Below are 11,699 nucleotides of genomic sequence, written 5' to 3'. Positions count from 1 at the left end.
AAGCTTCGATCGCAGCCGGCAAGATCGGCGGACGTCGAAAGAGCGCTCGGCGCGGCGAAGAAGCGGGCTGGCCGGCGACCAGGCGCCGGTCACGACGATCGCCGAACAGACCGTCCGCGAGCAAAACGGCGACCCGCGGTTTTTGACCATCGCCACACGCATCGCCGAGCGGCAAGACCGGTTGTGGGTGCGCGGCCGCAACGCATCACCAGGCGGCGCGAGTTCCGGCTGGCCGAGGTCGACAAACTCCTGTTCGGGAATAAGATTGTCGAGCAGTAGAGCGGGCCGCGCAATCGTGTACAATAATGTAGGTAGCGTGGGGCAAGCGAGCTTGCGAGCGCTGGCCCGCTGATGTTAGGCATCGGGCATCAGGCGTCAGGCGTCAGGCTGCTTACCCTGATACCTGATGCCAGAAACCCGACGCCTCTGAGTGGTGGGCCGGCGCTCGCAAGCTCGCTTGCCCCACCCTACGCACTAAGAAACCAATCAAAGCCCGATGCCCGAAGCGAAACGATTTTTGCATCCCGAAGCGATCAAACGCATCGCCCGGCTCGACCTGCGGGCACGCTACATCGTCGAGGGGTTTCTCTCCGGCACGCACCGCAGTCCGTACTTCGGCCAGTCGGTCGAATTCGCCGAGCACCGCGAGTACACGCCCGGCGACGACCTGCGGCACATCGACTGGAAAGTCTGGGCCAAGCAAGACCGCTATTACGTGAAGCGTTACGAGGAAGAAACGAACCTCCGCTGCACGCTGCTGGTCGACGTGTCGGGCAGCATGCGTTACGGCTTCGGGGCCTTCAACAAATATGAATACGCCTGCACGCTGGCGGTGTCGTTGGCCTACCTGCTGTTGCGGCAGCAAGACGCGGTGGGCTGCATTCCGTTCGACGAAACGGCCCGCACGGTCGTGCCCTTGCGGACCAAGCGGAACCACTTGCAATCGGTGATCGCCGCTTTGGACGTGAGCGAGCCGAAGCAGAAGACCGATTTGCAGCGCATTTTGCGGCAGGTGGCCGAGAGCTATCCGCGGCGCGGCATGGTAGTGCTGTGCTCCGATCTGCTGACGCAACGGCCGGGCCTGTTCCGCGGTTTGCAGTTATTGCGGCAGCGGGGGCACGACGTGATGGTGTTTCACGTAATGGACGACGACGAGCTCGACTTTCCCTTCAACGGTCCGACGCGCTTCGAGGGGCTGGAAGTGCCGGAGTATCTCACGTGCAATCCACGCGCGTTGCGCGAGGGCTATTTGAAGTCGCTGGAGGCGTTTTTGGAAGAAGTGCGTCACGGCTGCCGGCGGCAGATGATCGACTATATGCTCGTGCGGACGAGCCAATCACTCGACGCCGCGCTGGCCACGTTTTTGAGTTATCGGCTTCGCATGCACCACCGCGCATGAAACAGAATACCGAACCACAAAGAGCACGAAGAGCACAAAGAGGAGAAAGAAGAACAACGGGTATTTTGATTTCAGCGTAGGTGGGAGAAGCGAGCTTGCGCTTCGGCGGCCCACTGCTTACGACGTTATGGCAGGATAGACTCGTCCGTACATCATCCTTTGTGATCTTTGTGTGCTTTGTGGTTCGTTTTAGTTGAGCAATGACAAGTTTCGTCAATCCGCTGCTGCTCTGGGGACTCGGCCTGGTGGCCGTGCCGGTGCTGATCCATCTGATCAACCTGCTGCGCCACCGGCGCGTGCCGTGGGCGGCTATGGAGTTTCTGCTCGAAAGCCAACGCCGCAACAGCACGTGGATCAAGCTCAAGCAGCTCTTTCTGCTGCTTCTGCGGATGGCGGCGGTGGCGGGCGTGGTGCTGTTGGTGGCGCAGCCGATCGGCTGCAATCAACTTGGCCGCTTTCTGGGCGGCCGCAAGACGCAGCACATCGTGCTGTTGGACGACAGCTTCTCGATGACCGACCGCTGGGCCAATACCAGCGCTTTCGACGAAGCCAAGAAAGTCATCCAGCGCATCGGCGACGAGCTGTCGCGGCAGCCGATGTCGCAAACCTTCACGCTGCTGCGTTTCTCGCGCGCCGGCCGGGCCGCCGATGGCAGTCCCGCCGATTTCTATGAAGAACGTGTGACAAGCGACTTCGGCCAGCGGCTGAGCGACCGGCTGGCTTCCATGCGGTCGTCGCAGCGTGCGGTCAGCCCCGATGCGGCCCTGCGTGCCGCCGACGGCTGGATCGACAAAGAAAAGGACGAAGACCGCGTGGTCTACCTGGTTTCCGATTTTCGCAACCGCGACTGGCAAGAAGCCGACCCGCTGGTCAAGGCGCTCTCTCGCCTCGACTCCTCCGGAGTGCAGTTGCGGCTCATCAACTGCGTCGACGCGGCCCATGCCAATTTGGCCATCACCGCTCTGGAGCCGGTGCGCGGCACGCGCGCGGCCGGAGCGCCGTTCTATATGGCCGTGACGGTCAGCAATTTTGGCAGCGATCCCGTCGACTCGGTGCCCGTCGTGCTCGAAGAAGACGCACAACCGCGGCCGGCGTTGACGATCGACCACATCGGGCCGGGCGACAGCGAGACGCGGCGGTTCAGCGTTTATTTCAAAACGGCCGGCGAGCATACGGTGGCGGCGGCCATCAGCAGCGATCCGCTCGCGGTCGACAACGTTCGCTTTTCGGTGATCGACCTGCCGGCCAGCGTGCCCGTGCTGCTCGTCGACGGCGACCGCGATTTCACGAATGCCCGATACCTGGCCGCGGCGCTGGCGCCCGGCGGCGCGGTGAAGACGGGCATCGACCCGCAAATCGAGCCGCCCAGCTATCTGAACAACAAGCCGCTCGACAAGTTTCAGGCCGTCTACCTGCTCGACGTGGGGCATCTCGATCGGCCGGCAATCGAGGCGTTGGAGAAGTACGTGACGCAAGGCGGCGGGCTGGGCGTGTTTCTGGGCGAGAACTGCCGGCCGGCGTTCTACAACGAAAAGCTGTATCGCGACGGCGCGGGCCTGTTTCCGCTGCCGCTGTTGGGCAAAACGCAGCTCCTGGTCGACCGCTTGGAGAAAGGGGCCGACATGGAAGTCAGCGACCATCCGATCTTCCGCGTCTTTGCCGGCGAGCGCAACAGTTACTTGAATGCGGTGCTGATCGATTGGTATGTGTCGGCGCCGCGGCGTTGGTCGCCCGGTCCGAAATCGAACACGCACGTGTTGGCGCGGTTGCGCAACCAGGCGCCGCTCTGCGTGGAGAAGAAGGTCGGCGAGGGGCGCGTGGTGGCCTTCACCACCACGGCCGCACCGGTCTGGAACAATTGGGGCCGCAATCCGAGTTATGTGGTGGCGATGCTCGAAATGCAATCGTATCTGGCGCCTCCGCCGGCGCTCGACGCCAACCGCATCGTCGGCACGCCGATCGAGCTGGAGCTCGATCCGGCCCGCTATCAGCCGGAAGTGCGGCTGCTGGCTCCCAGCGAGCACGACGCGACGCCGGGCGAAGGCAACGCGGTCGTTGCCGGCGCCACATCGAGCGATGATGGCGGCTTGCGGGCGACGTTTCCAGAGGCGCAGGCCAGCGGCATCCATGAATTGCAGCTCACGACCACCGACAACAAAATCGAGTTGCGGAGACTGGCGTTCAACGTCGAGGCGGCCGAAGGAAACCTGGCGACCGTCGGCGCCGACGAGCTGCGCACGAAGCTGGAAGGCATCGGCTACGAATATCGCCAGGCGGACGAATTCCGCGTCGGCGTGCAAGATTTGGCCGGCACGAATCTGAGCCAATGGATGATCTTTCTGCTGGCGTTGATCTTGATCGGCGAGCAGGCGCTGGCCTATTCCGCCAGTTACCATCCGGCGTTGGAGGGAGCGCGCTGATGGAACGATCGTCGAGCATGCTCGAGCGCAGCAGCTTCGAATGGGGCCGCGTGCAGTCGCCGGCCGATTGGCTGCTGCCGATCGCGGCCACGCTGCTGGTGCTGCTCTACGTCGGCTGGCTTTACCGCCGCGATAGCGCCGAACTGCCGCTGCCGTTGCGGGTTTTGCTCGTCACGCTGCGTATCGCCGCGTTCGTCACGCTGCTGGTGGTCTATCTGCAGCCGCAGTGGCGAAACGAAATCGACCAGGTGCAAAACTCGCGCGTGGTGCTGCTGGCCGACACGAGTCTGAGCATGGGCCTGCACGACCAGGAGGCGAGCGCCGTGCCCGCCGAGCCGAGCCGCGCGCAACGGTTGACGGACGCCTTTCGCGACGGCGGTTGGCTGCAAAAACTGCGGGCCAAGCACGACGTGATCCTGGTGCGGTTCGACCAGGATTCGCAGCGTCTGGCAATGCTGCCCAAGTTGGCCGGCGACGCGACCAGCGACGAGGCCGCTGCGGATGAGCAACCGATCGACTGGCAAGCGGCGTTGGAGCCGCGCGGCACCGAAACGCGGCTGGGACAAAGCGTGCGGCAGTGGATCGAGACCGAGCGTGCCGCGCCGATTTCGGGCCTCGTCGTGTTCAGCGACGGCCAGCAGAACGCGGGCGTCGATACCAGCGCCGCGATCGGCCTGGCGCGCGAGGCCCGCATACCGATTTATACGGTCGGCCTCGGCTCGCTGACGCAGCCCGCCAACGTGCGGATCAGCGATTTCGTGGTTCCTACGCGGGCCTATCCGGGCGACCATTACACGGTGACCGGCTATCTGCAGGCGCAGGGCCTGGCCGGCAAGTCGGTGTTGGTCGAGCTCACGTCGCGGCCGGCCGACGCCGCGGCCAACAGCGAGGGCAAGCTGGAAGCCTCGCAGCAGGTGACGCTGGGCGGCGACGGCGAAGTCGTGCCGGTCAAGTTCGACCTGGCGCCCACCGAAACCGGCCGCCGCACGCTGAAGCTGACCGTTCGGGCACCGGCCGACGACCGCAATCCGTCGGACAACCAGCAAGAGGCCGACGTGGAAATCGTCGACCGCAAAACGCGGGTGCTGCTGTTTGCCGGCGGCCCCACGCGAGAGTATCAGTTCGTCCGCAACCAGTTCCGCCGCGATGGCGACATGATCGTCGACGTGTTGCTGCAGACCGGCGTGGAGGGCATCTCGCAAGACGCCCACGAAATTCTGGAGGTCTTTCCCAACGACGCCGAGACGCTCTTCGCTTACGACGCCATCCTGGCCTTCGATCCCGACTGGCGGCAGCTTTCGGCCCAGCAGCAAGAGCTGCTGGAACGCTGGGTGGCCGATCAGGCGGGCGGGCTGGTGGTGCTTGCCGGCCCGGTTTATACCGATTCCTGGGCGCAAGACCCGGCAATGGTCCGCGTCCGTTCGCTCTACCCGGTCGAGTTCCACCGCCGCTTTTCGCTGTTGGACGACAGCCACTACGGCTCGCGCGAGCCGTGGCCGATCGAGTTCACCCGCGACGGCCTGGAAGCGGAGTTCCTTTGGATCGAAGACTCGGCGACCGCGTCGTCGCGTGCCTGGGCCGAGTTCGCCGGCGTCTACGGGCACTACGCCGTGCGCGGCCCCAAGCCGGGGGCCACCGTCTATGGCTGGTTTTCCGATCCGCGCGCCGCCGAGGGGAGCCAGAAACCGGTCTACCTGGCCGGGCAGTTCTTTGGCGCCGGGCGGGTGTTCTACCTGGGCAGCGGCGAAATGTGGCGGCTGCGGGCCAACGACGACGCCTGGTTCGAGCGGCTCTATACCAAGCTGGTGCGGCACGTGTCGCAAGGCCGCTTGCTGCGCGGCTCGCATCGCGGCGTGCTGCTGGTGGAACGCGACCGCTATCTGCTCGGCGGCACGGTCGACGTTCGGGCACAGCTCAGCGATCACCGGTTGCAGCCGCTGGAACTGCCGCGCGTCGAACTGGAAGTGACGTTGCCCGACAGCACGCACCAAAGCGTGCCGCTGGTGGCCGATCCGAGCAAGAAGGGGAACTATCGCGGGCAATTCACCGTCCGCAAGGAAGGCGTGTACCTGATCGAGCTGCCGGTGCCCGAAAGCGACGAGCGGCTCACGCGGCGGCTGCAGGTGAAGGTGCCGGAGCTGGAGCGCCAGAAGCCGCAGCGCAACGACACCCTGCTGAACGAGCTGGCCGCGAAGACGGGCGGCGTCTATTACATCGGCCTGAAGGCGGCGCTGTTGGGCGACGAGGCAAAAGGCCGTTCGCGGCCGCTGGCGGAGGTGCTGCGCGATCAGAGCCGCACGATCACCACGATTTCGCGGCCCACGCCGTTGTGGTCGAACTGGTGGACGATCGGCGTTCTGTGCGGCGCGCTGTGCCTGGAGTGGCTGATCCGCCGGTTATCGAAGCTGGCATAGAACGCGGCAAGCTGAACTAAAACACCTGGGAGGGAGTCGATTGCCCGTTGTGATGAATCCAGTCGGGCTTGCCGGCCACCCCCTCGTGAATGCGGCGAATCACCTCTTCATCCGTCGGATAGGGCGATTTCAGCGCCGGCCGCAAGGGGAGCGGCACCTCGTCCATGCGATAGCCGGTGCCCGGCGCGCTGATGCCCGTCACCGCGGTGGTAATGTGGACGCGGGCCAGGCGGCTGGTGTGCGTCACCTTGGGGTCGAGCACGATCGTCGGGATGCGGGCCAGGTGGTCGATGCACGGCTGGGGCATGGTGGCGCCGGGATCGGCGCCCAGAATCAGGGCCGCGTCGCAGTCGCCCCGCACCAAGAGGTCGATCGTGGAAAACTCGCCCGGATTGTAACGCGGATAGCCGCGGCTGAAGTTGATGCCGAACGGGTAGCCGGTGGTCCAACGCATGACCACGTCGGCGCCCGTCACGTTGCCGTGGCCGCGCATCGGCATGGCCACGAACTTGGTGAAGGCGTTCAGCTCGGCGGCCAGCGTGAGGATGGCGGCGGAGTTCATGTGCTTGCCGCGGGTCATCGAGATTCCCATGCCGAAAAACATCACGCCGAACTTGGCCCGCTTCATGCGGCCGACCAGGTCTTGAAGTTGTTCGAGCGTCAGCCCCGTTTCGGCCACCATCGACTCGTTGATCGGCTGCTCCTTGACCAACGCGCGGAGCAGGGTGAGCACCTCGAAATCTTTGCCCGGCTTGATCTGCAAAAAGATGTCGGCCGCGCCGACGCTCTTGGTCTCGCGGATATCGACGAGCACCATCGTGCGGTCTTTGCGGCCGCGCGGCACATACTTGCCCTTGGGCATCAAGCTGTATTTGGTAAAGTGCCGCGGATGGCACTCCGCCGGATTGCCACCCCAGTAAATAATGAAATCGGCCCGGTTCTTCACTTCACCGAGCGTACACGTGACCTTGCCACCCAACTGGGCGGCGATTTCGGTGGGGCCGTGTCACAACGAGGTGTGGCTGTCGACCACGCCTCCCAATCGTTCGGCCAGGGCCACCGCTTCCCGCTGGGCCTCGCAAGTGATGTTGCTCATGCCGTAAACCAACGGCATGTGGGCGCGGTCGAGCAGCTCGGCGGCGGCGGCGACGGCCTCGGCGACGGTCGCTTCCCGGCCGTCGATGAGCGCGTCGGGATAGAGCCGCTCGGCCGTGTGGTTCAGGAACCAGGCCTTGCCCAGCACGCAGGCCCGTTTGGCTTCGACGATCCGCTCCGCGTTGGCGTGCAGGTCGATGTCGTCGCACACGCAGCCGCAAAAGGTGCAGGTGGCATTCTTGACAACCGTCAGGTTCATCTCGTCTCCTGGTTTGCTGTGTCGTTCTCGGTTTCGTTGCTGGTCGTGGCGTCCGCACGGGACGCGGGAACGGTAAACGTTCAGCCCAGCGCCCGGCCCTGGCAGCTTCCCCGCACTCGCCGCGGCATGAACCGGCCGGCTTCGATCTCTTCCCAGGCTGGATAGTTCTCGGCGTCGAGGGCCACGCTGAAGTGCGGACCCTCTTGGCCGTTGGTGATGTCTTTCTGCATTGCTGAACCCTGAACGCTGAACCCTGAACCCTACACTCGCTCGACCTCGACATCCCAACCCTTCGAGAGCGGCATGCCGGTGCCGTCGGTGCTGCCGCCCATCAAGCGGCAGGTGGGCGGGCCATAAGGAACGAACAGCATTCCTTCCGGCACATTGCCTTTCTCACACTTAAAGGTGGCTTCCCCGTGTTCCGTCCGCACGCGCACGCTATCGCCCGGTGCCACGCCCAACGATTCCATATCGGCCGCGTGCATGGTGAGGGTGTTGACAATCGCCTGGTATTCCGGACTGTCCTTACCCGCGTTGATCTGGGCGCCCTGCTTCGCCGTTCGGGAAGGATTGAGCATGAACCGCCTGCCACTCATAAAACCGGGTCACTTTCGCCAAGGGAGGGAACAGAAGCTTTGATCTTATCGCACGGAGAGTGACTCGTGCAACCGAAGATTGACAGCGAAACGCCGAACGGAAGAATGCAGGCATGCCTTCTCGAAGTTTTGCGATCGTTCCGGCGGCCGGCCTGAGCTTGCGGATGGGAACGCCGAAATTGCTGCTCCCCTGGCGAGGCAAAGCGATCGTCGAGCACACGATCGAAGCCTGGCGGGCCGGCGGCGTCGATCGCGTGCTGGTCGTCATCCGGGCCAACGACGCCGCGCTCGCCGAGCGCGTGGCAAACTGCGGTGCGGAAGTGGTCCGGGCCAATCCGCACCCCGCCGACATGAAAGCCTCGGTAAGAGTGGGCCTGGCCTACGTCGCCGACCGCTATCAGCCGTGCGCCGGCGACGCCTGGCTCACGGCGCCGGCCGATTTGCCCTCGCTCAGCGCTGTGGCCATTCGCCGCTTGCTCGCCGCTCACCATCCGGCCGCATCCGCCGTGCTGGTGGCCGCGCACCAAGCGAGGCCAGGCCATCCGGTCCTTTTCCCCTGGTCCTATGCGGCCCAAATCGACACTTTGGCGGCGGACGAAGGACTGCGCCAGCTTATCGAGCGCGGCTCGGCCAGATTGATCGAATGTGGCGAAGGTGCCGTGGGTGCCGATTTAGACACCCCGGCCGACTACGAGCGTTTGCAGAACGAAACGCCTTCCCGGCCGGAATGAGCTAGGTTTGCATTACGTTAAGCTACGATAGGCGAAACATGCTGCGCGTGCCCGTGGAAAAATTGGAGCCGGGAATGGTCCTGGCGCGACCGGTTCCGTTGCCGAACGACCCGCGGCGTTATTTGCTGCAGCGCGACCGCGAAGTGCCGCCGGAGCTGGCCCCGCGGCTTTTGGAACTGGGCGTCTACGAGGTCTGGATCCGCTGCCGCAATCTCGAATTCCTGGAAGCCATCATCGACGAAGACCTGGGCGAGCACCAACGCCAGGTTTATGCCCACGTGCGGCGAAGCTTCGAGGCCGTCATGTCGGGCCATGCCGCCGAGTTGGACATCACCCGCTTCCAATCGACGATCGGCGATCTGTTCGATTATCTCAAGGCCAGCCCCACGGGCAGCATGATGCTGCAAAAGCTCGACGCCTTCGACAATTACTTGATGTCGCACGCGGCCAACGTCTGTTACCTCTCGCTGCTGCTCGGGCTGAAGCTGGAACGCTACCTGATCGCCGAGCGGACCTGGAAGACGGCCCGCGAAGCGAAGGATCTCCAGCTCCTGGGTCTGGGCGCTCTGTTGCACGATGTGGGCAAGATGAAGATACCGCCCCAGGTACTGCACAAGCCGGGCAAGCTGACCAGGGAAGAGATGGAACTGATGCGGCAACATCCCCAGCTTGGCTATGAGATGCTCAAGGGGCGCGTGCCGATCGCCGCGGCCCTGGTGGCGCTGAACCACCACCAGCGGTTCGACGGCGCCGGCTACCCGGCGCGCCGCGACGCGCAGACGGGCGAGCTGCTGCCGCCGCTGTCGGGCAAGCATATTCCGGTCTTCGCCCGCATCGCCACGATCGCCGACATGTACGACGCCGCCACGGCCAAGCGTTGTTATTCGGAAGCCAAGCTGCCGGTGCAAGTGCTTTATGAGCTGCGCACCTTATGTCAGGGAGCGTTCGACCCGCCGGTCGAAAAGGCGTTCTTCGAAATCATTCCGCCCTTCCCCGTCGGCCAGATCGTGACGCTCAGCGACGGCGTGGATGCCGTGGTGGTGGAGTTCAATGCCCGGCATCCTTATCGGCCGAAGGTGCAGGGCATCCGGGGTCCGACGGGCGAGCGGCTCGACGATCCCGCCCTGCACGAGTTGGACTTGGCGCTTTATCCGGAGCTCGAAATCCAGTCGGTCAACGGCGTCGACGTTCGGCCATTCCAGCCGGCCGCGAGTGCGAGTTGCCGCTGTGCGTAGAACGTGGGGTCGCTAGCGCGTCGTACCTACGCCGGTGCGTATCGCGATCCCATGCACTCGGTCAGAATCGCTATCGGAACTCGCAAGAACCCGAAATGGTGAATGATTGCCTAACCGGTAACGGCGCGGTTTAATGACGGCACTGAGAACTTGGACGACAGCCGAAGCCGCGGAACCAACCAGTTCGCCGGCCACTGGCGCGTTCGTCCGCAATCGTTTCACCCCCCGCCCGATCCAGGAGAATCCGCCATGCAACGCCCAGCCCAGCACTGCCCCGATTGTGACCGTTTGCCCACCGACCCGTCGCGCAGCAGCCGGCGCGAGTTTTTGAAAGTCACGGCGGCGGCCTCCGCGGCGGCGGTCGCCACCACCACGCTGCCCCTCTGGGCCACGGCCGCCGATTTGCCCGCCTCGGCCGGCGCGACGCCCGAATCATTGGTCAAGGTGCTCTATGAATCGCTCAACGACGAACAACGCACGGCCGTCTGCTTCGACTGGGACTATCAAGAGCCGCAACGCGGACTGCTGCGGACCCGCGTGGCCAACAATTGGCACATCACCAAGCCGGAGATCAACAGCAAGTTTTTCACCCGCGACCAGCAGGCACTCGTCCGGCAGATTTTCGAAGGGACGATCCAGCCCGACTGGCACAAACGCATCGACCAGCAGCTCGACGACGACGCGGGCGGGTTCGGCAACGAGCAGAACATCGCCATTTTCGGCAAGCCGGGCGACGGCAAGTTCGAGTTTGTGATGACGGGCCGCCACATGACGCTGCGCTGCGACGGCAACACGGCCGACCACCTGGCCTTCGGCGGGCCGATCTTTTACGGTCACGCCGCCGCCGGCTTCAACGAACCGGCCAACCACGAAGGAAACGTCTTCTGGCCGCAGGCGCTGGAAGCCAACAAGCTGTTTCCCATGCTCGACGGCAAACAGCAAAAGATCGCCCTGGTCGAGAAGATGCCCGTCGAGCAGCAGGTCGCCTTCCGCGGCGCCGGCCAACTGCCGGGCATCCCGGTGACGGAGCTGTCGAGCGATCAGAAGCAGCAGGTGCAGAAAGTGTTGCAAAAGCTGCTGGAGCCGTATCGCCAGTCGGACCGCGACGAAGTGGCCGTGTGCCTGAAGGCCCAGGGGGGCCTCGACCGTTGCTCGCTGGCCTTTTACAAGGAGGGCGACATCGGCCACGATCAGGTCTGGGACTGCTGGCGGCTGGAGGGACCGGCGTTCGTCTGGTACTTCCGCGGCACGCCCCACGTCCACGTGTGGGTGAACGTGGCCGACGATCCGTCGGTGGCGACCAACGCGGGGTGACCGCCGACCATCGGTCGGAACCGGGCATCGCGAGTCCCGCGGTGCAAGCGACACGCGTGTCGCGTCCACTCGCTGTTGCCGCAGTAGGGCATCCGCTTGCGAGCGAACGAAAAGCGCCGCGCGCGGCGCTTTTGCGTCGCCTTAGCGTGGGCCGGCTTTCTCGATCGCTGGCGCAAAGGCGCCGCGCGCGCGGCGCCTTTGCGAGCGCATCGGCTTCTGGTTCCAAAAGAAAAGCG

Annotated in this window: 10 protein-coding genes and 1 pseudogene; 7 read left to right on the top strand and 4 right to left on the bottom strand. The window is 64.5% G+C overall.

The window, feature by feature from the left end:
• From VNH11_14520 to VNH11_14505, 4 genes are all read left to right on the top strand, one after another.
• The coding region (locus tag VNH11_14520) for a hypothetical protein (GenBank protein ID HVA47580.1) at positions 1–352 on the top strand (352 nt) is incomplete at its 5' end.
• A 144-nt stretch (positions 353–496) separates the two neighbouring features.
• A complete protein-coding gene (locus VNH11_14515) occupies positions 497–1,399 on the top strand; it encodes a DUF58 domain-containing protein (GenBank protein ID HVA47579.1) in 903 nt (300 codons plus the stop codon).
• Positions 1,400–1,599: 200 nt separating this feature from the next.
• Positions 1,600–3,819: a BatA domain-containing protein gene (locus VNH11_14510; protein ID HVA47578.1), complete on the top strand. Its 2,220-nt coding sequence runs from the start codon at positions 1,600–1,602 to the stop codon at positions 3,817–3,819.
• Entirely contained in the window at positions 3,819–6,233 is a 2,415-nt protein-coding gene (locus tag VNH11_14505; protein HVA47577.1) for a hypothetical protein, read from the top strand. Before VNH11_14510 ends, VNH11_14505 begins: the two co-directional genes overlap by 1 nt.
• A gap of 16 nt (positions 6,234–6,249) precedes the next feature.
• On the opposite strand, the pseudogene VNH11_14500 reads toward VNH11_14505, so the two are convergent.
• From VNH11_14500 to VNH11_14485, 4 genes and pseudogenes are all read right to left on the bottom strand, one after another.
• Positions 6,250–7,227 (bottom strand): annotated as a pseudogene (locus VNH11_14500) (formylmethanofuran dehydrogenase subunit B).
• A 12-nt stretch (positions 7,228–7,239) separates the two neighbouring features.
• Positions 7,240–7,587 carry a hypothetical protein gene (locus VNH11_14495; protein HVA47576.1) on the bottom strand — a complete coding sequence of 116 codons (348 nt, stop codon included), beginning with the start codon at positions 7,585–7,587 and terminating at the stop codon, positions 7,240–7,242.
• A gap of 80 nt (positions 7,588–7,667) precedes the next feature.
• A complete protein-coding gene (locus VNH11_14490; GenBank protein HVA47575.1) occupies positions 7,668–7,817 on the bottom strand; it encodes a hypothetical protein in 150 nt (49 codons plus the stop codon).
• Between the two features lie 30 nt (positions 7,818–7,847).
• On the bottom strand, positions 7,848–8,165 hold the full coding sequence (locus VNH11_14485) for a molybdopterin dinucleotide binding domain-containing protein (protein ID HVA47574.1): 318 nt from the start codon (positions 8,163–8,165) through the stop codon (positions 7,848–7,850).
• A 131-nt stretch (positions 8,166–8,296) separates the two neighbouring features.
• On the opposite strand from VNH11_14485, the gene VNH11_14480 reads away from it, so the two are divergent.
• The 3 genes from VNH11_14480 to VNH11_14470 all read left to right on the top strand — a co-directional run bounded on the left by VNH11_14480 (position 8,297) and on the right by VNH11_14470 (position 11,463).
• Positions 8,297–8,914 (top strand): nucleotidyltransferase family protein, encoded by a 618-nt coding sequence (locus VNH11_14480; GenBank protein HVA47573.1) that lies wholly within the window; start codon positions 8,297–8,299, stop codon positions 8,912–8,914.
• A 38-nt stretch (positions 8,915–8,952) separates the two neighbouring features.
• Positions 8,953–10,149, top strand: a complete 1,197-nt coding sequence (locus tag VNH11_14475) for an HD domain-containing phosphohydrolase (protein ID HVA47572.1) — start codon at positions 8,953–8,955, stop codon at positions 10,147–10,149.
• A 249-nt stretch (positions 10,150–10,398) separates the two neighbouring features.
• Positions 10,399–11,463: a DUF3500 domain-containing protein gene (locus VNH11_14470; protein ID HVA47571.1), complete on the top strand. Its 1,065-nt coding sequence runs from the start codon at positions 10,399–10,401 to the stop codon at positions 11,461–11,463.
• Positions 11,464–11,699 lie beyond the last annotated feature (236 nt).

It is taken from the genome of Pirellulales bacterium (genome assembly GCA_035533075.1).
Classification (GTDB): Bacteria; Planctomycetota; Planctomycetia; order Pirellulales; family JAICIG01; genus DASSFG01.
Note: the sequence above shows the minus strand (reverse complement) of the source record. Positions and strands in the feature narration are given on the sequence as shown.

Bases quoted from the DNA above. Each gene is read 5' to 3' on its own strand.
- VNH11_14495 (HVA47576.1), bottom strand. From the start codon at position 7,587: ATGAACCTGACGGTTGTCAAGAATGCCACCTGCACCTTTTGCGGCTGC.
- VNH11_14490 (HVA47575.1), bottom strand. From the start codon at position 7,817: ATGCAGAAAGACATCACCAACGGCCAAGAGGGTCCGCACTTCAGCGTG.
- VNH11_14475 (HVA47572.1), top strand. From the start codon at position 8,953: ATGCTGCGCGTGCCCGTGGAAAAATTGGAGCCGGGAATGGTCCTGGCG.
- VNH11_14505 (HVA47577.1), top strand. From the start codon at position 3,819: ATGGAACGATCGTCGAGCATGCTCGAGCGCAGCAGCTTCGAATGGGGC.
- VNH11_14485 (HVA47574.1), bottom strand. From the start codon at position 8,165: ATGCTCAATCCTTCCCGAACGGCGAAGCAGGGCGCCCAGATCAACGCG.
- VNH11_14480 (HVA47573.1), top strand. From the start codon at position 8,297: ATGCCTTCTCGAAGTTTTGCGATCGTTCCGGCGGCCGGCCTGAGCTTG.
- VNH11_14470 (HVA47571.1), top strand. From the start codon at position 10,399: ATGCAACGCCCAGCCCAGCACTGCCCCGATTGTGACCGTTTGCCCACC.
- VNH11_14510 (HVA47578.1), top strand. From the start codon at position 1,600: ATGACAAGTTTCGTCAATCCGCTGCTGCTCTGGGGACTCGGCCTGGTG.
- VNH11_14515 (HVA47579.1), top strand. From the start codon at position 497: ATGCCCGAAGCGAAACGATTTTTGCATCCCGAAGCGATCAAACGCATC.